The organism is Variovorax sp. SRS16 (assembly GCF_901827165.1).
Classification (GTDB): domain Bacteria; phylum Pseudomonadota; class Gammaproteobacteria; order Burkholderiales; family Burkholderiaceae_C; genus Variovorax.
Window position 1 is genome coordinate 4,637,539 of sequence record NZ_LR594666.1, and the last position, 22,724, is coordinate 4,660,262.

The 22,724-nt window shown below is 69.1% G+C and carries 21 protein-coding genes; 8 read left to right on the forward strand and 13 right to left on the reverse strand.

Annotated elements, in window-relative coordinates:
- The first annotated feature begins 115 nt into the window (after positions 1-115).
- Both E5P2_RS22465 and E5P2_RS22470 read left to right on the forward strand, forming a co-directional pair.
- A complete protein-coding gene (locus tag E5P2_RS22465) occupies positions 116-1,408 on the forward strand; it encodes an MFS transporter (RefSeq protein ID WP_162569360.1) in 1,293 nt (430 codons plus the stop codon).
- 107 nt (positions 1,409-1,515) lie between these two features.
- Positions 1,516-2,292 carry a YoaK family protein gene (locus tag E5P2_RS22470; RefSeq protein WP_162569361.1) on the forward strand — a complete coding sequence of 259 codons (777 nt, stop codon included), beginning with the start codon at positions 1,516-1,518 and terminating at the stop codon, positions 2,290-2,292.
- 31 nt (positions 2,293-2,323) lie between these two features.
- On the opposite strand, the gene E5P2_RS22475 is transcribed toward E5P2_RS22470, so the two are convergent.
- Genes E5P2_RS22475 through E5P2_RS22495 form a run of 5 tightly spaced genes read right to left on the reverse strand, consistent with a single transcriptional unit; the run spans position 2,324 to position 7,939 of the window.
- Entirely contained in the window at positions 2,324-3,322 is a 999-nt protein-coding gene (locus E5P2_RS22475) for a Bug family tripartite tricarboxylate transporter substrate binding protein (protein ID WP_162569362.1), read from the reverse strand.
- An 8-nt stretch (positions 3,323-3,330) separates the two neighbouring features.
- Positions 3,331-4,308, reverse strand: coding sequence for a Bug family tripartite tricarboxylate transporter substrate binding protein (locus tag E5P2_RS22480; protein ID WP_162569363.1), 978 nt, complete (start codon positions 4,306-4,308; stop codon positions 3,331-3,333).
- Positions 4,309-4,346: 38 nt separating this feature from the next.
- On the reverse strand, positions 4,347-5,537 hold the full coding sequence (locus tag E5P2_RS22485) for a CaiB/BaiF CoA transferase family protein (protein WP_162569364.1): 1,191 nt from the start codon (positions 5,535-5,537) through the stop codon (positions 4,347-4,349).
- On the reverse strand, positions 5,527-6,732 hold the full coding sequence (locus tag E5P2_RS22490) for a CaiB/BaiF CoA transferase family protein (RefSeq protein ID WP_162569365.1): 1,206 nt from the start codon (positions 6,730-6,732) through the stop codon (positions 5,527-5,529). The genes E5P2_RS22485 and E5P2_RS22490 overlap by 11 nt, the downstream gene beginning before the upstream one ends.
- Positions 6,725-7,939: a CaiB/BaiF CoA transferase family protein gene (locus tag E5P2_RS22495; RefSeq protein ID WP_162569366.1), complete on the reverse strand. Its 1,215-nt coding sequence runs from the start codon at positions 7,937-7,939 to the stop codon at positions 6,725-6,727. Before E5P2_RS22495 ends, E5P2_RS22490 begins: the two co-directional genes overlap by 8 nt.
- Positions 7,940-8,077: 138 nt before the next feature.
- On the opposite strand from E5P2_RS22495, the gene E5P2_RS22500 reads away from it, so the two are divergent.
- The 5 genes from E5P2_RS22500 (at position 8,078) to lpdA (ending at position 13,967) form a co-directional block, all read left to right on the forward strand.
- Positions 8,078-8,794 carry a GntR family transcriptional regulator gene (locus tag E5P2_RS22500; protein ID WP_162569367.1) on the forward strand — a complete coding sequence of 239 codons (717 nt, stop codon included), beginning with the start codon at positions 8,078-8,080 and terminating at the stop codon, positions 8,792-8,794.
- Between the two features lie 156 nt (positions 8,795-8,950).
- Complete coding sequence (locus E5P2_RS22505; RefSeq protein ID WP_162569368.1) at positions 8,951-10,186, forward strand: 3-methyl-2-oxobutanoate dehydrogenase (2-methylpropanoyl-transferring) subunit alpha; 1,236 nt, start codon at positions 8,951-8,953, stop codon at positions 10,184-10,186.
- A gap of 2 nt (positions 10,187-10,188) precedes the next feature.
- Positions 10,189-11,253 (forward strand): alpha-ketoacid dehydrogenase subunit beta, encoded by a 1,065-nt coding sequence (locus E5P2_RS22510; RefSeq protein WP_232080804.1) that lies wholly within the window; start codon positions 10,189-10,191, stop codon positions 11,251-11,253.
- A gap of 1 nt (position 11,254) precedes the next feature.
- The gene (locus tag E5P2_RS22515; protein WP_162569369.1) at positions 11,255-12,559 is read left to right on the forward strand and encodes a dihydrolipoamide acetyltransferase family protein; all 1,305 of its coding nucleotides are present in this window, start codon (positions 11,255-11,257) and stop codon (positions 12,557-12,559) included.
- Positions 12,560-12,563: 4 nt separating this feature from the next.
- Positions 12,564-13,967 (forward strand): dihydrolipoyl dehydrogenase, encoded by a 1,404-nt coding sequence (gene lpdA, locus E5P2_RS22520; RefSeq protein WP_162569370.1) that lies wholly within the window; start codon positions 12,564-12,566, stop codon positions 13,965-13,967.
- Positions 13,968-14,155: 188 nt separating this feature from the next.
- Here lpdA and E5P2_RS22525 read toward each other — a convergent pair whose 3' ends face one another.
- The 8 genes from E5P2_RS22525 to E5P2_RS22560 all read right to left on the reverse strand — a co-directional run bounded on the left by E5P2_RS22525 (position 14,156) and on the right by E5P2_RS22560 (position 21,145).
- Positions 14,156-14,677 carry a MarR family winged helix-turn-helix transcriptional regulator gene (locus E5P2_RS22525; protein ID WP_162569371.1) on the reverse strand — a complete coding sequence of 174 codons (522 nt, stop codon included), beginning with the start codon at positions 14,675-14,677 and terminating at the stop codon, positions 14,156-14,158.
- A gap of 119 nt (positions 14,678-14,796) precedes the next feature.
- Positions 14,797-16,182 (reverse strand): MDR family MFS transporter, encoded by a 1,386-nt coding sequence (locus E5P2_RS22530; protein ID WP_162569372.1) that lies wholly within the window; start codon positions 16,180-16,182, stop codon positions 14,797-14,799.
- A 230-nt stretch (positions 16,183-16,412) separates the two neighbouring features.
- Positions 16,413-17,156 carry a lysophospholipid acyltransferase family protein gene (locus E5P2_RS22535; RefSeq protein WP_162569373.1) on the reverse strand — a complete coding sequence of 248 codons (744 nt, stop codon included), beginning with the start codon at positions 17,154-17,156 and terminating at the stop codon, positions 16,413-16,415.
- A gap of 20 nt (positions 17,157-17,176) precedes the next feature.
- Complete coding sequence (locus E5P2_RS22540; RefSeq protein WP_162569374.1) at positions 17,177-18,448, reverse strand: dihydroorotase; 1,272 nt, start codon at positions 18,446-18,448, stop codon at positions 17,177-17,179.
- Positions 18,449-18,569: 121 nt separating this feature from the next.
- On the reverse strand, positions 18,570-19,532 hold the full coding sequence (locus tag E5P2_RS22545; protein WP_162569375.1) for an aspartate carbamoyltransferase catalytic subunit: 963 nt from the start codon (positions 19,530-19,532) through the stop codon (positions 18,570-18,572).
- An 85-nt stretch (positions 19,533-19,617) separates the two neighbouring features.
- Positions 19,618-20,115 (reverse strand): bifunctional pyr operon transcriptional regulator/uracil phosphoribosyltransferase PyrR, encoded by a 498-nt coding sequence (pyrR, locus tag E5P2_RS22550; protein WP_162569376.1) that lies wholly within the window; start codon positions 20,113-20,115, stop codon positions 19,618-19,620.
- Positions 20,112-20,534: a Holliday junction resolvase RuvX gene (gene ruvX, locus E5P2_RS22555; protein WP_162569377.1), complete on the reverse strand. Its 423-nt coding sequence runs from the start codon at positions 20,532-20,534 to the stop codon at positions 20,112-20,114. The genes pyrR and ruvX overlap by 4 nt, the downstream gene beginning before the upstream one ends.
- An 11-nt stretch (positions 20,535-20,545) precedes the next feature.
- Positions 20,546-21,145: a YqgE/AlgH family protein gene (locus E5P2_RS22560; RefSeq protein ID WP_162569378.1), complete on the reverse strand. Its 600-nt coding sequence runs from the start codon at positions 21,143-21,145 to the stop codon at positions 20,546-20,548.
- Here E5P2_RS22560 and E5P2_RS22565 point away from each other — a divergent pair.
- Entirely contained in the window at positions 21,144-22,628 is a 1,485-nt protein-coding gene (locus E5P2_RS22565; protein WP_162569379.1) for a cryptochrome/photolyase family protein, read from the forward strand. The two genes, E5P2_RS22560 and E5P2_RS22565, sit on opposite strands and share 2 nt — an antisense overlap.
- Positions 22,629-22,724: the final 96 nt, after the last annotated feature.

Sequence of the window (22,724 nt, forward strand, 5' to 3'; positions counted from 1 at the left end):
CGCCATGGTCAATAGGCACCGGAAGGAAGCGGCGCCCCGTTCATAGCGATCCTCTTCCCTGCCGGCCGGGATTTGCTGCATGATTCCCCGAGACGAGCCCACCCGAAGGAGTTTCATGACTGCCACCATGACGACGCTCCCGTCCGCTGCGCGTCCCAAGGCAACGTTCACCACCATTGCGGCCATCACGGTGGGCAATGGTCTCGAGTTCTTCGACTTCACGGTCTACTCGTTCTTCGCGGTGCTGATCGGCAGCGTCTTCTTTCCCGCCAAGGACGCGATCGACAGCCTGATGCTGGCCGTGGGCAGCTACGGCATCGCCTTCCTGGCGCGGCCCATCGGCGGCGTGGTGCTCGGCCTGTACGCCGACCGGGCCGGCCGCAAGCCGGCCATGACCCTGACCCTCATCCTCATGGCGGCCGGCTCCCTCGGGGTGGCCGTGGCGCCCACCCATGCGCAGATCGGCGTGTTCGCGCCGATCTGGCTCGTTCTGGCGCGTCTCATGCAGGGCTTCGCGCTCGGCGGCGAGGTCGGGGCTTCGACCTCGCTGTTGCTGGAGTACGCCGATGACCACAGCCGCGGCTACTTCGGCAGCTGGCAATTCTTCAGCCAGGGCCTGAGTTCGCTGCTGGGTGCGGCCGTCGCGACGCTGCTGACCAACACCCTGTCGCACGACCAGCTCTATGCCTGGGGCTGGCGCATTCCGTTTGCCATCGGCGTGCTGATGGTGCCGCTCGGGGTCTACATCCGGCGCCATCTCGACGAGACGCTGGGGCCGCAGGCGCACACATCGAGCCCGATGAGCAAACTGGGAGAGGTCTTTCGAAACCATTCCGGGCTGGTCTGGTCGGGCGTGCTGATGATCCTGGGCGGCACGGTGGCGACCTATGTGGTGATCTTCTACCTCGCCACCTACGCGACCCAGTTTCTCAAGATGCCGCTGTCGCTGACGCTGTGGGCGAGCCTGACCGCCTCGCTCGTGATCGTCCTGGCATCGGCCTATGCGGGCAGGCTGTCGGACCGGGTCGGCCGCAAGCCCGTGATCGCATGGTCGCGGTCGGCGCTCGCCGTGCTGGTCTTGCCGGGCTTCATGCTGCTGGACGCCTACCGATCCATCCCCGTGCTGATCGGCGTGGTCGCGGTGCTCTCTTTCCTGGTCGTGCTGCAGGCCGTGCCGGCCATCGTGATGCTGACCGAAGTGTTCCCGCGCCCGATCCGGGCCACGTCGCTGTCGATCGTCTACAGCCTCGGGGTGGCGGTCTTCGGCGGCACGGCCCAGCTCATCGTGACATGGCTGATCCATGTCACGGGCAGCGACCTCGCCCCGGCGTGGTACCTGGTCGGCGCGACCGTGGTTTCGACGCTGCCGCTGCTTTGGCTGAAGGAGACGGCCGGCCGGCCGATCTGACCCGCTGGAGGAGTACGCTCAGGCAGAATTTTCTCAGCCGCCGACAAGAGCACCCTCCCCGCCCAGCGGCACACGGCAACCCGGGCACACGTCTCAAACCAGCCTCCATGCGCAGACTCCGCTTCCTCACCCACCGCCATCGCGCGCCCTCGACCAACCGGGCGCTCGGACTGCTGCTCGCCTTCAACGCCGGTGCGGTCAACGCGGGCGGCTTCCTCGTGCTGCACATGTACACCTCGCACATGACCGGCTTCGCGTCGCAGCTGTCGGACGGCCTGGTGATGGGCGACATGAAGATCCTGCTGAATGCACTGGGCGCGATCCTCTCGTTCCTGTCCGGCGCCGCGGTCTGCGCGATCCTCGTGAACTGGGCGCGGCAGCGCCGCCTGCACAGCGTCTATGCGGCGCCGCTGCTGCTGGAGGCGGCGCTGATGTTCCCGTTCGGGCTGATGGGCGCGATCACGCTCACCTGGGCGACACCCTTCGCCGTGCCGCTCACCGTGCTGCTGCTGTCATTCATCATGGGCCTGCAGAACGCCGTGGCGTCGAAGACTTCGGGCGGCAGCATACGAACCACCCACATGACCGGCAACATCACCGACCTGGGCATGGAGCTGGGCAAGCTGCTCTACTGGAACCGCGGCGAGGTTCCGGCGGCCTCCTGGATCCGGCACAACCGGCTGCGCATGCGGATGTCCGGCGGCCTCATCAGCATGTTCGTGCTGGGCGGCGCGATGGGCGCGCTCGGCTTCAAGTACATCGGCTTCATCTGCGTGATTCCGCTCGCCGCGCTGCTCCTCGCGCTGTCGCTGCCGCCGCTGCTGAAGGATCTGCCGCGCCGGCACGCGCTGCGGCCGCCGCAGTCAGGACGCCGCGGCGCCTGAACGCGGTCTTGCGGACCGAAGAAGCCGCGCGCTACTGGATCGGCTCGATCTTGGCCAGCCGCACCCATTCGCGCCATCGCGCGCGATCGGCCTCGGTGAACTTCGCCATCTCGGCCAACGAATAGGGCTGCACCGTCATGCCCAGCCGCTCCAGGGCCTGCCGCGTCGGCGGATCGGCGAGCGCGGCGTTCAGCAGCCGGTTCATCCGGCCGATGACGGCATCGGGCGTGCCGGCCGGCACCGCGAGGCCGATCCAGCTGCGCACCTCGAAGCCCGGCAGCGCCTCGGCCACCGTCGGCACCTCGGGCAACGACGGCGTGCGCTGCAGCGAGGTCGTCGCGATCGGGACGATGGCCTTGTTCTGCAGCGCGGGGCTCGCGGACATGATGTCCAGGAACGCGAAGTCGATCGTCCCGCCGGCGAGGTCGGTGATGATCTGCGCCAGGCTCTTGTAGGCCGCGCCCAGCACGTCGATGTCCGCGCGCGCCTTGATGATGGCCGGCGGCACCTGCGACGACGAGGTCGCGTAGCCATAGGTGAGCTTGCCGGGATGCGCCTTCGCATAGGCGATCAGGTCGGCGGTCGAATGGATCGGCAGGCCGCCGCGCGCCAGGCCGATCGCGGGGATGAAGCCCACCATCCCGATGTCGCGGAAGTCCTTCTGCGGATCGTAGGGCAGCCTGGCATAGAGGAAGGGATTGGCCGAATGCGTGGAGCTGCCCGAGATCAGCACGGTGTAGCCGTCGGCCGGCGCGTTCTTCACGTACTCGGTGCCGATGATCGCGCCGGCACCGGCTTTGGCGTCCACCACGATGGGTTGCCTGAGTTCCTTTTCGAAGTAGCGCCCGAGGATGCGGCCGACCGAGTCGGTCGCGCCGCCCGGCGCCGACGGCGCGACGAGCTTGATCGCGTGGGTGGGCCACGCGTCGGCCTGCGCGGCGGCCGGCCTCGCGTGGCAGAGCACGGTCGCGGCGCCGACGAGCGCGGCCAGCGCAAGCGAACGGCGGCGCCGGCAAAAGGTGTGCGGCATGGTGCGCCCTATTCCTTGAGTCCGAGATCGCGGACCAGCTTGCTGTACTTGGCGGTGTCGGCGCGCACCTGTGCGGCGAACGCCTGCGGCGAGGCCATCGCCACGTCGGCGCCGGTCTTGCGGATGCGGCCGCGCACCTCTTCCGATTCCATGATCTTCGCGGTCTCGGTGTAGAGCCGGTCGACGATCTCCTTGGGCGTGCCCGCCGGCGCGAACAGGCCGTACCAGGTGATGACCTCGAGGCCGGAGACGCCGAGCTGCTCGGCGACGGTCGACACCTCGGGCGCCTGCTTCGAACGCGCGGTCGCGCCGATCGCCAGGCCGCGCGCCTTGCCGGCCGTGACCTGCGGCAGCGCGCCCGTGACGGCCGGGAAGTAGAAGGACACCTGGCCGCTCAGCGTGTCGGTCATGGCCTGCCCGACGTTCTTGTACGGCACGTCGCGCACGTCGATGTGCGTCGCCTGCCGGATCAGCTCGATGCCGAGGTGACTCGGCGAGCCCTTGCCCGAGGTCGCATAGCTCAGCTTGCCCGGGTTGGCGCGTGCGTAGTCGACCAGTTCCTTGAGGTTCTCGTAGGGCGCGTTCTCGCCGGCGATCAGCATGAGCGGCAGCTCGGCGACCTTCACCACCGGCACGAAATCCTTCACCGGGTCGTACTGCGGCGCGGTCTGCATGTAGGGGCTGACGGTCATCGTGGTCGCGCCCAGCATCAGCGTGTAGCCGTCGGCCGGCGCGCGCGCCGCGAGCGCGGCGCCGATGGCACCGCCGGCGCCTTCGCGATTCTCGACCACGACGCTGGTCTTCAGTTGCTCCGACAGCCGCTCGCCGAGGATGCGCCCGATGGTGTCGGCACCGCTGCCGGGACCGAAGGTGACGATCAGCCGGATCGGCCGCTGCGGGTAGGTCTGCGCGCCGGCGGCTGATGCCAGCGCGAGGCCCAGCGCGCCAGCGCCCAGGGTCTTGAAGAAAATCGAGCGAAGGTTCATGCGTGTCTCCAGGGTTTCGGTTTCGTTCCTGCTTCGGTTCAGATGACGCCGCGCGCGCGCAGGTCGTCGAGTTCTTCCGGCGTCATGCCGAGCAGTTCGCCGTACACGAGCGCGTTCGATTCGCCCAGCAGCTGCCCCGCGTGCCGCACCGCGCCGGGCGTGCGCGAGAGCTTGGGCACGATGCCCTGCATGCGCAGCGGGCCGAGTTCCTTGTCGTCGACGGTGATCACCATCTCGCGCGCGAGCAGGTGCGGGTCGTCGATCAGGTCTGCAGCGCTCTTGACCGGCGTGCCGGGCGCGCCGCGGGCCTGGAAGGCGGCGTCGACCTCGGCCAGCGTGCGGGCCGCCATCCACGCCTTGACCGCGGCCGCGAATTCATCGCGGTGCTGCATGCAGCGCTCGAAGCTGTTGAAGCGCTCGTCCTCGGCCATGTCCATCGCGCGCAGCGCATCGAGCGCGCTGCGCTCCGTGACGGCCGAGAACGAATAGTGGCCGCCGTCGCGCGTGCGAAAGAGGCCGGTGAAAGGCACGTTGCGGTGGTTGCTGCCACTGCGCTCCAGCACGCGGCCGAGCTGGTCGAGCACCACGACCTGCTGCTCGATCTGGCGGAACAGGCCTTCGTAGAGGCCGATGTCGACCACCTGGCCCAGGCCGCCGCCGCGTGCATCGCGCCAGTACAAGGCCATCATCACGCCCATCGCCGCCCAGGTGCCGGCCACGGTGTCGCCGACCGACATCTGCGAATGCGTGGGCGGGCCATCCGGCTCGCCGGTGATGTGCGCGAAGCCGGCGAAGGCCTCGCCGATGCGGCCATAGGCGCGGCGCCCCGCGTAGGGACCGGTCTGGCCGAAGCCGGACAGGCGGCACATGATCAGGCGCTCGTTGATCTTCGACAGTTCCTCCCAGCCGAGGCCGAGCCGCTCCATCACGCCGGGGCGGAAGTTCTCCACCACCACGTCGGACTGCGCCGCGAGGCGCTCGAAGATGGCACGGCCTTCGGGGTGTTTGAGGTCGAGCGTGACGGACTTCTTGTTGCGCGCCTGCATCTTGTAGAACAGGCCGACGTCGTCCTTCGGGTAGAGCCAGCGCAGCGGGTCGCCGCGCACCGGCGGCTCGATCTTGATGACGTCGGCGCCGAAGTCGGCCATGACCGAGGCCACGAACGGACCGGCGACGACATGCCCGATGTCGAGCACCCGGATGCCGTCGAAGACGCCTTCAGTGAGCATGGGACGCTCCGTCGGCCAGACCCAGTTCCTTCAGGATCTCGTCGTTGTGTTCGCCGAGGTACGGCGCGCGCGGCACCTGCTCGGCCCTGCGCCGGTGCGCCTCGGCGATCGCCTCGGTGCTGCCGGCAGCGGATGCGGCGGTGACGGACACCGGCGCGACCGGCACGCGCACCGCGCGCTCGCGGTAGTCGTACGAAGCCATGGTGCCATTCGCCTGCGCATGCGCACTCGCCATCGACTCGCGCCAGTCGAGCACGGGCGCGACGGGCACCTGGGCCTCGCGCAGCAGCGCCACCCATTCGTCGCGCGGCTTCAGCCGCAGGCGTTCGCCGATCAGCGTCCGCTCGCCGAGCGCGATGTAGTCGCTGCCCATGTCCGAGCCGCTCGACCAGTCGCCGCGCGCGCGCACGTCGTCCGGCAGTTCGAGGACGGTGCAGAAGCTGTCCCAGAAGCGGCGTTCGATCGGACACACCAAGAGCGCCTTGGCGTCCTGCGTGCCGTACACCGCGTAGCGCGAACCGAGATCGCGGTAGGCGGTCCACGGCCGTTCGAGGTTCGCGAAGGTCGCGAGGTCGCGCCATTGCCACGCGAGCGCGGCCTCCCAGATCGAGACGTGCACGATCTGGCCGCCCTCGCCGCGGCTGCACCGGTGCAGCGCCGCATAGATGCCGGCGACCGCCTCGATGCCGGCCACCGTGGTGCCGACGGAGCGGTAGTGCTCGGGCACCTCGGGCTGCCCGTCCTGCCATTCGAGCGGGATCGCGCCGGCCAGTGCGTCCATGTTCAATCCGTGCGCCGGCAACGCGGCCCACTCGCCCGCCAGGCCGTAGCCGGTGATCATGCAGTAGACCAGCTCGGGCTTGTGGGCCAGCAGGCTCGCGGCGTCGATGCCCATGCGCTGCGCTTGCGCCGGACGGTTGCCGACGATGACCACGTCGGCCCAGCGCGCGATCGCCGCCACCGTGCGCGGCCACGAAGGCGAACGCCAGTCCAGCGCCAGGCTGCGCGTGCCGGCGTTGAGGTAGAGATGGTGGATGCCGTCCTCATGGAACATCGGCGGGAAACTGCGGTTGCCGTCGCCCAGCGTCGGATGCTCGACCTTGATCACGTCGGCACCCATCTGCGCGAGACGGCGGCTCGCCACCGGCCCCGAGAGATGGGTCGAGAAATCCGCGACGCGCGGCGACTTAGCCATGGGCCGTGACGCCGGGCACGTGGACGACGCCGGTGCCGGCGAAGCGCTCGATCTCGGCGGACGAGTAGCCCAGCTCGCCCAGCACCTCGGCGCTGTGTTCGCCGAACATCGGCGGCGGCCGGCGGATGCCGCCCGGCGTGTCCGACATGAAGATCGGCGGTGCGAGCTGCGGGATCGTGCCGAGCTTCGGATGATTCACCGACTGCACGAGGCCGAGCGCTTTCATCTGCGGATGCTCGAGCACCTGCGGCACCGTCAGCACCGGCCCGAACAGCGCCGTGGCCTCGTGGAACACATGTTCCCACTCGGCCACCGTGCGCTGCAGGAAGGCCGCATCGAGGATCTGGTTGAGCGCCGCACGGTTCTTCATGCGCGCGATGTTGTCGGCGAAGCGTGGATCGTCGACCAGCTCGCGCAGCCCGACCGCGGTACAGAAGCGCGGCCAGCTGTCGAGCGTCCAGGCGCCGGCCACAATGTCGCCGTCCTTCGCGCGGTAGCGCTGGTAGGGCGCCACGGCGCTGTGGCTGCTGCCTTCGCGCTGCGGTTCCTTGCCGCTGCCCCAGTAGGTCGCGAGCCGTGTCGTCAGCCCGAAGGCGAGCGCGGCCAGCATCGGCACGTCGACGCGCTGGCCGCGGCCGGTGCGCTCGCGCGCCAGCAGGCCGAGCAGCGCACCCTGCACCGCCACCATGGCCGACGTGAAGTCGGCCACCGGAATGCCGACCAGCACCGCGTCGCGGCCGGCCTCGCCGGTGAGCGACATCACGCCCGACATCGCCTGCACCACGGGATCGGTGCCGGGGGCGCGCGCATAGGGACCGGTCTGGCCGAAGGCGGTGATCGACAGGTAGATCAGCCGGGCATTGAGGGCCGACATGGCCTCGTAGCCGAGCCCCATCGACTCGGCGACGCCGGGACGGAAATTCTCGGCCAGGATGTCGGCGCCTTCGACCAGCCGCCGCACGATCCCGGCCGACTCGGGTTTGCGCATGTCGAGCGCCATGCTGCGCTTGCTGCGGTTCCAGATCAGGAACAGGCCGGACTCGCCGTCGACGAAGGCCGTGCCCATGGTGCGCGTCGGATCGCCATGCGGCATCGACTCGACCTTGACCACGTCGGCGCCGAAGTCGCCGAGCAGCAAGGTCCCATAGGGGCCCGACATGTGGCGCGTGAAGTCCACCACGCGAATGCCTTCCAGCGCCTCGTGCATCGGTTCTCGTCTCCGGTCGTTCGCCGGTGCCGGGGGTCGGCATCGTCGGCGTCTTCATGAATAATATTATCGATAATCTACGAAGCCCGCAACCGGGGACAACCACCGGCCGGCGCTCCGGTCAAAATGCGACTGACCATGCGAGCCGAATCCGCCTCCCTTCCCGCACGCGAGCGCTCCGACTGGAAGCGCATCGCCGAAGCTCTCGAACTCGACGTCATCGTCGGCCGGCTGCATCTGCGCGAGCGCCTGGTCGAGGACGAGGTGATGAAGCGCTTCGACGCCTCGCGCTACTCGGTGCGGCGCGCCTTCGACGAGATGCAGGCGCTCGGCCTCGTGGTGCGCAGCGAGAACCGCGGCGTGAGCATCCGCGGCTTCACGACCAAGGAGGTGGCGGATCTGTTCGGGCTGCGCGAGATCCTCGAATCGGCAGCGGCGCTGCAGATCCCGATGCCGGTGGCCGCCGAGATCGTCGACCGGCTCGCAGCGATCCAGAAGAAGCACGACGCGGCGACGAAGAAGGGCGACTTCCACAAGCTGTTCCTGCTCAACAACGAGTTCCATCAGACGCTCTACAGCAGCTGCGGCAACGAGGCGCTGACCCAGGCCATTGCGCGCTACTCGCTGCAGGTGCAGCCGATCCGCATGCGCTTCGTGCACGACGAGGTGCGGCGCCGCCAGACCGCGGACGAGCACTGGGCCATGATCGAGGCCATCCGCTCGCAGGACAACGCGGCGCTGGCGCGCATCTGCGCCAGGCACCTGTCGGTCACCAAGACCATGTTCCTGCGCAGCGAGGGCGAACCGGTGCGGGCCGCGAAGACATCGGCCAGGGCATCGGCGCACGCACGCTGAACCCCGGCCGGCGAGCCTCGCCCGCCGCGCTGCATTTTTCCCCTAAACTCCAAGGCTTGCGCCCCCAAGGCGCGAGTTCGGAATGACGCGGCTTACCCGCTGCGTCGTTCTACCCATGACCCAACGAGCGACACAATCGCTCGCACAAGGAATGCGATGAGCGAGCACCAAGCCCTGCGCTTGCACGTGCCGGAGCCCACAGGGCGTCCGGGCTGCGAGACCGACTTCTCCTATCTGCGTCTATCGCCTGCCGGCGCCTTGCGGCGGCCGCCGATCGACGCCCGACCCGCCGACACCAGCGACCTCGCCGATGGCCTGGTGCGCGTGCTCGACGAGAACGACAAGGCCGTCGGCCCCTGGGCGCCCGACATCGAGCCGGCGCGATTGCGCAAAGGCCTGCGCGCGATGATGAAGACGCGCGTCTTCGATGCCCGCATGCTGATCGCGCAGCGCCAGAAGAAGCTCTCCTTCTACATGCAGAGCCTCGGCGAGGAAGCCATCGGCACCGCGCATTCGTTCTCGCTCGAAGCCGGCGACATGTGCTTCCCGACCTACCGCCAGCAGAGCCTGCTGCTCGCGCGCGACGACGTGCCGATGGTCGAGCTGATCTGCCAGTTGATGAGCAACGAGGCCGATCCGCTCAAGGGCCGCCAGCTGCCGGTGATGTACTCGTACAAGCGCGCCGGCTTCTTCACCGTCTCGGGCAACCTCGCGACGCAGTTCATCCAGGCGGTGGGCTGGGCCATGGCCTCGGCGATCAAGGGCGACACGAAGATCGCGTCGGCCTGGATCGGCGACGGCGCCACGGCCGAGGCCGACTTCCACACCGCGCTGACCTTCGCCCACGTGTACCGCGCGCCGTGCATCCTCAACGTGGTCAACAACCAGTGGGCGATCTCGACCTTCCAGGCCATCGCCGGCGGCGAGGCGACCACCTTCGCGCAGCGCGGCGTCGGCTGCGGCATCGCGTCGCTGCGGGTGGACGGCAACGACTTCCTCGCGGTGCACGCGGCATCGAACTGGGCCGCAGAGCGCGCGCGCCGCAACGTCGGCCCGACGCTGATCGAATGGGTGACCTACCGCGCCGGCCCGCATTCCACGTCGGACGATCCGTCCAAGTACCGGCCCGCGGACGACTGGCAGCGCTTTCCGCTCGGCGATCCGATCCATCGACTGAAGCGGCACCTGATCGGCCTGGGCGAATGGTCCGAAGCGCAGCACGTGCAGGTGCAGCAGGAACTCGAAGCCGAGGTGGCCGCGGCACAGAAGGAAGCCGAGAGCCACGGCACGCTGCTCGACGGCCGCATCCCGAGCGCCGCGGGCATGTTCGAGGACGTCTACGAAACCATGCCGGAGCATCTGCGCCGGCAGCGCCAGGCGCTGGGAGTCTGAGCATGACCGACAGCACTCTGATGAAATCCGAAGCGCCGAGCGAGCCCGGCACGACCGGCCCGATGACCATGATCCAGGCGCTGCGCTCGGCGATGGACGTGATGATGGCGCGCAACGACGACGTGGTCGTGTTCGGCCAGGACGTGGGCTACTTCGGCGGCGTGTTCCGCGTCACCGAAGGCCTGCAGGCCAAGTACGGCAAGTCGCGCTGCTTCGATGCGCCGATCTCCGAAGGCGGCATCGTCGGCACGGCCGTCGGCATGGGCGCCTACGGCCTGCGTCCGGTGGTCGAGATCCAGTTCGCCGACTACTTCTATCCGGCCTCGGACCAGATCGTGTCCGAGGCGGCGCGGCTGCGCTACCGCTCGGCCGGCGACTTCACCGCGCCGATCACGATCCGCATGCCCTGCGGCGGCGGCATCTACGGCGGCCAGACGCACAGCCAGAGTCCCGAGGCGCTGTTCACCCACGTGTGCGGACTGCGCACCGTGATGCCGAGCAATCCGTACGATGCCAAGGGCCTGCTGATCGCGTCGATCGAGAACAACGACCCGGTGATCTTCCTCGAGCCCAAGCGCCTGTACAACGGGCCTTTCGACGGCCACCACGAGCGCCCGGTGGAGTCGTGGTCCAAGCATCCGATGGGCCAGGTGCCTTCGGGCTACTACACGGTGCCGCTCGAGTCGGCCGCCATCGTGCGGCCGGGCAAGGAACTCACGGTGCTGACCTACGGCACCATGGTCTGGGTGTCGGAATGCGCGGCCAGCGAGACCGGCATCGATGCCGAGATCATCGACCTGCGCTCGCTCTGGCCGCTCGACCTGGAGACGATCGTCGCCTCGGTGAAGAAGACGCGGCGCTGCGTGGTGGTGCACGAAGCCACGCGCACCTGCGGCTTCGGCGCCGAGCTGGTGTCGCTGGTGCAGGAGCATTGCTTCTATCACCTCGAAGCGCCGATCGAGCGCGTCGCGGGCTTCGACACGCCCTACCCGCATGCCCAGGAATGGGCCTACTTCCCGGGCCCCGAGCGTGTCGGCGCGGCCTTCCAACGCGCGATGGGAGGCTGACATGGGCATGCATGTGATCAAGATGCCCGACATCGGCGAAGGCATCGCGGAAGTCGAACTGGTGGCCTGGCGCGTGCAGCCCGGCGATGCGGTGCAGGAGGACCAGATCCTGGCCGACGTGATGACCGACAAGGCGACGGTGGAGATTCCGTCGCCGGTGGTCGGCACCGTCGTGTCGCTGGGCGGCAAGGTGGGCGAACAGATGGCGGTGGGCGCGGAGCTGATCCGCATCGAGGTCGAGGGCGCGGGCAATGTGCGGGATGGCGCAGCAGCACAGCCGCCCACGGCCCGCACCGCACCCGCGGCGAAGCCCGAACCCCCCGCCGCGCCGCCTGCGCCGGCCGTCGAGGCCGCAGCATCGCGCGCTCGCACCGAGCCGCGCGCAGCGCCGGCGCCCGCGCAAGTCCCGCGCCGCGCGCCGGACGAGAAGCCGATCGCCTCGCCCGCCGTGCGGCGGCGCGCCTGGGAGCTCGGCGTCGAGCTGCGCTTCGTGCACGGCAGCGGTCCGGCCGGCCGCATCCTGCATGAAGACCTCGACGCCTACCTCGCATCACGCGGGCAGCCGGCGCCGGGCCGCGGCGGCGGCGGCACGTCCTATGCCGAGCGCCACGACGAAGAAGCGATCCCCGTGATCGGCCTGCGCCGCAAGATCGCGCAGAAGATGCAGGAGGCCAAGCGCCGCATCCCGCACTTCAGCTACGTCGAGGAGATCGACGTCACCGAGCTCGAGGCCCTGCGCATCAAGCTCAATGCCAGGTACGCGGCCGAACGCGGCAAGCTCACGCTGCTGCCTTTGCTGGCACGTGCGATCGTGCTCGCGGTGCGCGAGTTTCCGCAGCTCAATGCGCGCTACGACGACGATGCCGACGTGGTGACGCGCTACGGCGCGGTGCACCTCGGCATTGCGGCGCAGACCGAGGCCGGCCTGATGGTGCCGGTGGTGCGCCATGCCGAGGCACGCGACCTCTGGGCCTGCGGCGCCGAGATCGCGCGCCTGGCCGAGGCCGCGCGCAGCGGCAAGGCGACGCGCGAGGAGCTGTCGGGCTCGACCATCACGATCTCCAGCCTCGGCCCGCTCGGCGGCATCGTGACGACACCGGTGATCAACCATCCGGAGGTCGCCATCGTCGGCGTCAACCGCATGGTCGAGCGGCCGATGATCCGCGGCGGCGCAGTGGTTGCGCGCCAGATGATGAACCTCTCGTCCTCGTTCGATCACCGCGTGGTCGACGGCCTGCATGCGGCGGAGTTCGTGCAGGCCGTGCGCGCGCTGCTCGAAGCGCCGGCGATGCTGCTGGTGGAGTAAAGACATGAAGACCCAATCCACCAAGCTGCTCGTGATCGGCGGCGGCCCCGGCGGCTACGTGGCCGCGATCCGCGCCGGCCAGCTCGGCCTGCCCACCGTGCTGGTCGAAGGCGGCGCGCTCGGCGGCACCTGCCTGAACATCGGCTGCATTCCGTCCAAGGCATTGATCCATGCGGCCGAAGCCTTCGAGAACGCGCGCCACTGGGCCGGTGATTCGGCGCTCGGCATCCGCGTGCAATCACCCACGATCGACCTGGCACGCACGGTGCAATGGAAGGACGGCATCGTCGCCCGCCTGACGGGCGGCGTCGGCACGCTGCTGAAGAAGAACGGCGTGCAGGTCCTCAAGGGCTGGGCCGAGATCGTGGACGGCAAGACCGTCGACATACGCACGGCCGACGGTGAATCCCTTCGCGTGCACTGCGAGCACCTCCTGCTGGCCACCGGCTCGGAGCCGGTCGAGTTGCCGTCGATGCCTTTCGGCGGCGCCGTGATCTCCTCCACCGAGGCGCTGGCGCCGCAGACGCTGCCGCGCCGGCTGGTCGTGGTCGGCGCGGGCTACATCGGGCTCGAATTGGGCATCGCCTACCGCAAGCTCGGCGCCGAAGTGGCGGTGGTCGAGGCGGCCGACCATGTGCTGCCGAGCTACGACGAGACGCTGACGCGGCCTGTCGTCGCCGCGCTCAAGCGCCTGGGCGTGGTGCTGCATCTGGGCTGCAGCGTGCAGGGACTGGTTGATGGCGGCGGCGATGCCGGCGTGCGCGTGCGCAGCGCGCAGGCCGACGAGTTCGCGCTGCCGGCCGACCGGATCCTCGTCGCCGTGGGCCGGCGTCCGCGCACCGAAGGCTTCGGCCTGGCCTCGCTGCGGCTGGACATGGCGGGCCGCGCGATCAAGGTCGACGAGCAATGCCGCAGCTCGATGCGCAACGTCTGGGCCATCGGCGACGTGACGGGAGAGCCGATGCTCGCGCACCGCGCGATGGCGCAGGGCGAGATGGTGGCCGAGATCGTCGCCGGCAAGGCGCGGCGCTTCGAGCCGGCGGCCATCGCCGCGGTGTGCTTCACCGACCCCGAGATCGTGACGGCCGGCCGCACGCCGGAGGACGCGCAGCGCAGCGGCATCGACTGCATCGACGCTTCGTTCCCGCTCGCGGCCAACGGCCGCGCGATGACGCTGGAAGCCACCGACGGCTTCGTGCGCGTGGTCGCGCGGCGCGACAACCATCTGATCGTGGGCTGGCAGGCGGTGGGCCGCGGCGTGTCCGAACTCGCTGCCGCCTTCTCGCAATCGCTGGAGATGGGCGCCCGCCTCGAGGACGTGGCCGGCACCATCCACGCGCATCCGACGCTGGGCGAAGCGGTGCAGGAAGCGGCGATGCGCGCGCTCGGGCACGCGCTGCACATCTGAGCGCGGGCCGCGAAACGGCCGCGCCCTTCACTCGCTCCTGGGCCTGGGCGAGCGTCGATGCGGCAGCGGCCAGCGTGCGGTTGCCCGCCAGCGCAGGCTGCACGACGGCATCGAGCGCGTGCGATCCGAACAGGCGCCACCTGTCGGCGGCGTATCGCGCGCGGCTGCTTCGAGGGCATCCATGGTCGTCATTTCGTTCCGGTGCGCGGCGCGCGGGCCGGGACGACGCGCTTCGTTGCCGGCGCGCTCGCCGACGGCGTGCCGGCCGTCTCGATGGGCCGGTCGTCGAGTGCGGACGCATTGGCATGCACCCGCTCCAGCACGCTCATGAAGGCTTCGCGTTCCTGCTTGCTGATACCGGCGAACATCTCGGCCCGCGTCAGCTCGACCAGGCGCCAGATCTCCTCGAGCAGGGGCCTGGCCTTGTCGGTGAGATAGAGGCGGCGCGCGCGCCGGTCGGCGGGATCGAGCCGGCGCTCCAGCAGGCTGTCGGCTTCCATGCGGTCGAGGATGCGCACCATCGTCATCGGCTCGATGTCGGTGAGCTCGGCGAGCCGGGCCTGGCTCGCGCCCTCGTGGTGCTCGAGATGGGCGAGCGCCTTGCACTGCATCAGCGTGAGTGAGATCTCGCTGGCCCGCTGCTCGAAGCGCAGCACGTACCTGCGGCTCAGATCCTTGACGAGAAAACCGAAATTGCGCAGGCGGTCCATGGGGATGTCGGCATCGGCGGGCGTCGGCCCGGACAGCGGTCATTGATATCGCGAGAGATAATATCAAAGGGGCCGTTCGGCCGTGCATGTCTGCACGGCGCGGCCCATCGACCCGCGGCTCAACGCAGGTCGGCGCCCTCTTCGCGGTCCAGCCGCACGAAGAAGGCCAGCGAGATCAGCGTGATCGCGCCGACCACGACGAAGGCGGGCGAGAAATCGCGCGCCGCGAGGTGCGTCGAATCGGAGCCGTGCCACCAGGCGGCGGCACTCACCAGCGACGCGCCGAGCACCACGCCCACGCTCAGCGACAGCTGCTGCGCCATGCTCGACAGCGCGGTCGCATGGCTCATCAGCGGCTTCGGAATCTCCGAGAAGCCCAGCGTCTGCAGCGCCACCATGCCCATCGAATTGAAGAGGCCGCCGAGCATCATGGTGCAGAACATCAGCAGGTGCGGCGTCGAGGGCCGGAAGAAGCCGTAGCTCGCATAGAACAGGCTCGTCAGCGCGGTGGCACCGATCAGCAGCGAGCGAAAGCCGATGAGCCGTATCGCGCGCGCCATGACGGTCCGTGTGGCCAGCGACCCGATGGCCGTCGCCACCGTCAGCAGGCCCGAATCCAGCGCCGACAGGCCGAAGCCCAGCTGCAGCATCAGCGGCAACAGGAAGGGCGAGGCGCCGATCGCGATGCGCAGCGGCGTGCCGCCGATGATCGAGGCGAAGTAGGTCGGATAACGCAGCGTGCCGAGATCGATCAGCGGATTGGCTCGGCGGTGGCTGCGCAGGTGATACACGCACAGCGCCAGCGCGCCCGCACCGGCCACGGTCCACGTCACCCACACCGCGACCAGCGACTTGCCCACCGTCTCCAGCCCGCCGAGCACGCCGGTCAATCCCAGCGCCAGCAGCACGAAGCCGGCGATGTCGAAGGGCTGCGGCGTCTCGTCCTCGCTCAGCTCGTCGATGAACAGCAGCGCCAGCACGATGCCGAGCAGCCCGAAAGGCACGTTGACCAGGAAGATCCAGCGCCACGAGGTCCAGGTGACGATGGCGCCGCCGAACAGCGGTCCGACCATGCGGCCGATGGCCGGCGGCACGGTGAACCAGATCATGGCCGCGACCATGCGCGAAGCCGGCACGCTGCGCAGCAGGATCAGCCGCCCCACCGGGACCATCAAGGCGCCGCCCATGCCCTGGATGATGCGAAACAGCACCAGCGCGGGCAGCGACTGTGCGGCACCGCACAGCGCCGAGCCGATCGAGAAGAAGGCGATGGCGCAGCAGAAGACGCGCCGGGCGCCGAATCGCTCCGCGAACCATCCGCTCGCCGGCAGGAAGACCGCCAGACTCAGCAGATAGGAGGTGATCGCGAGGTTGAGGTGCAGCGGCTGCACGTCGAGCGAGCGCGCGATGCTGGGCAGCGCGGTCGCCATGACCGAGGTGTCCAGGTTCTGCAGGAAGAGTGGGCAGGCCACGATGATGGGAACGATCCGGTCGCGGGTGGCCATGCGGGGATTCTAGGGACTCGCTCCTTCGGCCGTACGGCGGGGGCTGCGATGCCGAGTGCCGGGCTTGGTTGTAGGCTGCGGCCCACGCGCTCGCATTGACTTATCCGGCAAGGATGACGCATGCAGGGTGCCTAAGCTGGGCACGTGCACGATTCCTCCTCCCGGCGTCATTCGGCGCCGTTGCACAGCGTCCTTCGGGGCGCTGTTTTTTTGGCTGGAGAAAGCCGGCCCTATTTCGTCTCGCGCCGCAGCACCTGCACGTCCTCGTGCAGCGTCCTCGCCCAGGCGCGGCGCTCGCGGCCCAGCGAGGGCTGCGGTTCGCCGAAGCGCACGATCGCGAGCAGCGGCGGCGCCTTCAGCGTGTTCCACAGCGAGCTGAAAAGATTGTCGTCATCGATGTAGCGCGGCGCATGGCTGGTTTCACCGGTGGCCGCATCCGCAAAGCGCAGCGCGGCCGGCTGCACCGGCGCGCCGGCCGAGATCGCGGCCTGCAGCAGGTTGGCATGGAAGGGCAGCAGGCCTTGGCCGTCGGTGGTCGTGCCCTCGGGAAACACGGCGATCAGGTCGCCGTTGCGCAGCGCCTCGGTCATGTGATGGACCACGCGCATCGCGTCGCGGCGGCGTTCGCGCTCGATGTAGAGCGAGCCGGCGCCGGTGGACAAGGTGCCGATCAGCGGCCAGTGCCGCACGCCCGCCTTGGAGACGAAGCGCACGTGGCGTGCCGCATGGATGGCGAGGATGTCGAGCCACGACAGGTGGTTGCACACCACCAGCACCGGCCCGCACTCGGGCGGCTCTCCCTGCACCGCGAGCCGAATGCCCATCAGGCCCAGCATGCGCTCGGCCCATTGCTGCACGCGCGCGTTCCGCTCGGCCGGCGTCAGGTGCGGAAACGTGAAGCGGATGGTCCACCAGCCGCCGAATGCATGCGCGATCGCGCGCAACAGCTTCAGGCATGCGGACAGGGCCTGCATCGTGCGCCGTGCCTCGACGGCTAGCCGTGGACCACGCGGCCACCGACGAGCGTGAAGCGCGCGCGTCCGCTCAGTGCATAGTCGCGGAAAGGCGTGTGCTTGCCCTGGCTTCGCAACGCGTCGGGCAAGACCTGCCATTCGATCGCGGGATCGACCACGCAGAGGTCGGCGACGCCGCCCTTCGCCAGCCGGCCGATGCCTTCGGCACCCAGCAGCCTGGCCGGCGCCGCGCTCACCACCTCGATCGCGCGCGCCAGGCCTGCGCCGCTGCGCTCGCCCCATTGCAGCGCGAGCGGCAACAGCAGTTCGAGCCCGGTGGCGCCGGGCTCGCTCTCGGCAAAGGGCAGTGTCTTGGCATCGGCTTCCACCGGCGTGTGGTCGGAGACCAGCGCATCGATGGTGCCGTCGGCCAGTCCGGCCGACAGCGCATCGCGGTCGCGCTGCTGGCGCAGCGGCGGGTTGAGCCGCGCCCGGCTGTCGAAGTAGCCGATGTCGGTATCGGCCAGATGCAGCGAGTTGATGCTGACGTCGCAGCTCAGCGGCAGGCCCTCGGCCTTGGCGGCGCGCACCAGGGCCACGCCGCCCGCGCTCGACAGCCGGCACAGGTGCACGCGCGCGCCGGTGCTGCGCATGAGTTCGACGATGGTGAAGATCGCGATCGTCTCGGCCGCCGCCGGAATGCCGGTGAGGCCGAGCCGCGTGGCGAGCGGCCCGCTGGCCGCGACGCCCTTGCCCAGGTCGCGGTCCTGCGGACGCAGCCACACGGTGTAGCCGAAGGTGCTGGCGTACAACAGGGCGCGCTGCAGGACCTGTGTGTCGCCCAGCGGCACATCGGCCTGGCCGAAGCCGATGCAGCCGGCTTCGGTGAGCTCGGCCATCTCGGTCAGCACCTCGCCGGCCAGCCCGCGCGTCAGCGCACCGAGCGGGAACAGGCGTGCGCGCTGCAGCTTCTCGGCGCGGAACTTGAGCATCTCGACCAGGCCGGGCTCATCGAGCACCGGGTCGGTGTCAGGCGGGCAGACCACGCTGGTCACGCCGCCGGCGACCGCGGCCGCCATCTCGCTTTCGAGCATGCCCTCGTGCTCGTAGCCGGGCTCGCGCAGGCGCGCGGCCAGATCGACGAGGCCGGGCACGACGAGACAGCCCGCGGCATCGATCGTCTGCGTGGCCTCGAAATCTGCGGGCGTGTTGCCGATCGAGAGGATCCTGCCGTCGGCAATGGCCACGTCGCCGGTTTGGTCGAGGCCGGAGGCCGGATCCAGCACACGGCCGTCGGAAATGAGAATGTTCATGCGTCAGATCTCTCCTCGAAAAACACCGCGGATCCGGCTCCGCCGGTCCGCCGGTGTTGCCCCCGGCAGGGGGTTGGCGAAGCGACACGAAGTGCGCGAAGACTGGGGGCGAGCAACATCTCTATGCTTCATTGCCTGCGACGATGCTCATCACCGCCATGCGCACGGCGATGCCGAAGGTGACCTGCGGCAGGATCACGCTCTGCCGCCCGTCGACCACGGCCGAGTCGATCTCCACGCCGCGGTTGATCGGCCCCGGATGCATCACGATCGCATCCGGCTTGGCCAGCTGCAGCTTCTCTGGCGTGAGGCCGTAGGTTTTGAAGAATTCCTGCGACGAAGGCAGCAGCGCGCCGCTCATGCGCTCGTTCTGCAGCCGCAGCATGATGACCACGTCGCAGTCGCGGATGCCTTCCTCCAGCGTGTGGCAGACGCGCACGCCCATCTGCGCCATGTCCGCCGGCACCAGCGTCTTCGGACCGACCACGCGCACCTCGGCGCAGCCGAGCGTGGTGAGCCCGTGGATGTCGGAGCGCGCCACGCGCGAATGCAGCACGTCGCCGACGATCGCGACCGTGAGGTTCGCGAAGTCCTTCTTGTAGTGGCGGATCGTGTACATGTCGAGCAGGCCCTGCGTCGGATGCGAATGCCGCCCGTCGCCTGCGTTCACCACGTGCACGTGCGGCGCCACGTGCTGCGCGATCAGGTAGGGCGCGCCCGATTCGCTGTGGCGCACCACGAACAGGTCGGCCGCCATCGCGCTCAGGTTGGCGATGGTGTCGAGCAGCGACTCGCCCTTGGTCGCCGACGAGCGCGCGATGTCGAGGTTGATGACATCGGCCGACAGGCGCTTGGCCGCGATCTCGAAGGTGGTGCGCGTACGGGTCGAGTTCTCGAAGAACAGGTTGAACACGCTCTTGCCGCGCAGGAGCGGCACCTTCTTGACCTCGCGGTCGCTCACGCTGGTGAAGTTGGCGGCGGTGTCGAGAATGTGGCTGACGATGTCCTTGGGCAGGCCCTCGATCGACAGCAGGTGGATCAGCTCGCCGTTCTTGTTGAGCTGCGGGTTGCGTTTGTAGAGCATCAGGCCTCCCGCCGGGCCGCCCCAAGGGCGGCCTGCGCCCCCTCGGGGGGCAGCGAATACACGAAGTGATGAGCGTGGGGGTGCATCAGATGTTGTCCTCCACTTTGAAGCTGAAGGCGCCGCTCTCGCTGCGGGCCAGCGCAAGCAGTTGCGTATCGGGCAAGGCCAGCTTCGTGGCCGCGAAGTCGGCCGCCACCGGCAGCTCGCGGCCGCCGCGATCGACCAGCACCGCCAGCCGCACGCAGGCCGGCCGGCCGAAGTCGAACAGCTCGTTGAGCACCGCGCGGATCGTGCGGCCGGTGTAGAGCACGTCGTCGAGCAGCAGCACGTCGGCGCCGTTGACGTCGAAGGGCAGCGTGGTCTGCGCGCTGGCGGACAGGCCGCGGCGCGCGAAGTCGTCGCGGTGCATGGCCGAGGAGATCACGCCGGGCGGGCCGTCGAGGCCGAGCTGCTTTTGCAGCCGTTCGACCAGCCAGGCACCGCCGGAGGTGATGCCGACCAGCCGCGTGTCACGGCGCATCAGGGGTTTCACGCCGCGCAGCAACTCGATGTACAGCGCTTCGGCGTCGGGGATGGATGTCACGGCAGGCTCCTCAAGAACTGCTCCAGGATGATGCAGGCCGATGCGGCATCGGCATCGCGCGCGCCCGCGGCGAGTGCCTCGGTCGTGCTGTAGCGCTCGTCGACCTCGTAGACCGGAAGACGAAAGCGCCCTTTCAGCTGCCGCGCGAAGCGCTGCGCCGCACGGGTGTTGTCGTGCGGCGCGCCGTCGGGATGGAAGGGAACGCCGACCACCAGCGCATCGGGCTGCCATTCGCGGATGCGCGCCTCGACCTGCGCGAAGCGCGCGTCGCCTTCGGCCCGGATGGTGGCCTGCGGCGTCGCAGTCCCGAGCAGCCGGTTGCCGCTGGCGACGCCGGTGCGCTTCTGGCCGTAGTCGAAGGCCAGGAAGCTTTGGAAATGGGATGGAACGGGAACGGAAGGGTCGGCGCGGTCTGGCATTGCCAAAGCACTCATGCGTGCCCCGCGTCCGGGGAAAGCTTCCATGCTTCCAAGCCCAGCAAAGACAGCGCCTTGTCGTAGCGCTGCTCGATCGGCGTGTCGAAGATCACCGCCAGATCGGCCGCCACCGTGAGCCAGCTGTTCTCGGCGAGTTCGGATTCGAGCTGCCCCTCGCCCCAGGCCGAGTAGCCGAGAGACACCAGCACCTTGCGCGGCCCGGCGCCGGTGGCCAGGGCTTCCAGCACGTCCTTGGAGGTGGTCATCTCGAGGCCGCCGGGAATGGTCATGGTCGAGGCGTACACGGATTCGTTCGGCTTGTCGCCGTCCGCGAACACGGGCTCGTGCAGCACGAAGCCGCGCTCGGTCTGAACCGGGCCACCCTGGAACACGGGCGCGCTGCCCAGTTCGGGGCGCGAGAGGTGCAGCTCGATCTTCTCGAACAGCACCTTGAGGTTGATGTCGCTGGGCTTGTTGATCACCAGGCCGAGCGCGCCGCGCTCGCTGTGCTCGCAGAGGTAGACCACGCTGCGGCTGAAGGCTGCGTCCTCCATCCCCGGCATCGCGATCAGGAAGTGATGCGTGAGGTTCATCGGGGCAGAATCGGAAGCCATGCCACCGATTTTACTGGCCGTCGACAAAACCTATCCCAAGGGGCTGATGTGGTTTCGCCGCGACCTGCGCGTGGACGACAACGCAGCGCTCTACCACGCGCTGCGCAAGTGCCGGCAGGTGGTCTGCGTTTTCGTGTTCGACCGCGCCATCCTCGATCCGCTGCCGCGGGTGGACCGCCGGGTCGAATTCATCCGCGAATCGCTGGTGGAACTCGACGCCGAGCTGCAAGCGCTGGGCAGCGGGCTGCTGGTGCGCCACGCGGTGGCGCAGGACGAGATCGCCGAGCTGGCGCATGCGCTCGAGGTGCAGGCGGTGTTCGCCAACCGCGACGACGAGCCGGAGGCGATCGCGCGCGATGCCCAGGTGTTCGGCGCGCTTGCGAATGCAGGCATCGCCTTCCATGCGTACAAGGACCAGGCCATCTTCGAGCGCGACGAGGTGCTGACCCAGACCGGTCAGCCGTACACCGTCTTCACGCCCTACAAGCGGGCCTGGCTGGCCAAGGTGGACGATTTCTACCTGAAGCCCTATCCCGTGCGCGGCCATGCCGATGCGCTGGGCCCGGTGCCCGAGAAATTCCACGCACCGGTGCCGACGCTCGCGGACCTCGGCTTCGAGAAGAGCAATCTGGCCGAGCTCGACATCCCGACCGGCAGCCAGGGTGGCGCGGCGCTGTTCGACGACTTCCTGCAGCGCATCGAGCGCTACCGGGCGGCGCGCGATTTCCCCGCGGTGCGCGGTCCGAGCTACCTGAGCGTGCACCTGCGCTTCGGCACCGTCTCGATTCGCCAGCTCGCGGGCGCCGCGCACCGGCTGGCGCAGCGCGGCGACGAAGGCGCTGCCAGCTGGCTCGGCGAGCTGATCTGGCGCGATTTCTACTTTCAGATCCTGGCCCACCGTCCGCACGTCGCGTCCAAAGATGGGTCGCACAGCTTCCGCCCCGAGTACGACAAGATCCAGTGGCACCACGGCAAGCACGCGGACCTGCTGTTCGAGGCCTGGTGCAAGGGCGAGACCGGCTACCCGCTGGTCGACGCCGCGATGGCGCAGATCAACCAGAGCGGCTACATGCACAACCGGCTGCGCATGGTGGTCGCGAGCTTTCTCTGCAAGGACCTGGGTCTCGACTGGCGGCGCGGCGAGCGCTATTTCGCCCAGCACCTCAACGACTTCGAGCTGTCGTCCAACAACGGCGGCTGGCAATGGGCCAGCTCGAGCGGCTGCGATGCCCAGCCCTATTTCAGGATCTTCAATCCTGTCACGCAAAGCCAGCGCTTCGACCCGGAGGGTAAGTTCATCCGCCGCTACCTGCCGCAGCTGGCGAAGCTGTCCGATGCGGTGATCCATGCGCCGTGGACGGCCAGCCCGGTCGAACTGCAGGCGGCCGGCGTGATTTTGGGCGAGAACTATCCAAACCCCATCGTCGACCACGCCGAAGCGCGCGAGCGCACCCTGCAGCGCTACGCTGTGGTCAGGAAGTGAGCCTCGAAGTGGCGTCGGCCTGTTCGGGAGCGGCCGCGGAACCGGCTTCGCCGGGCCGCAGGCAGCGCCCCCTGAAAGGGGGTGGACGGCCACACG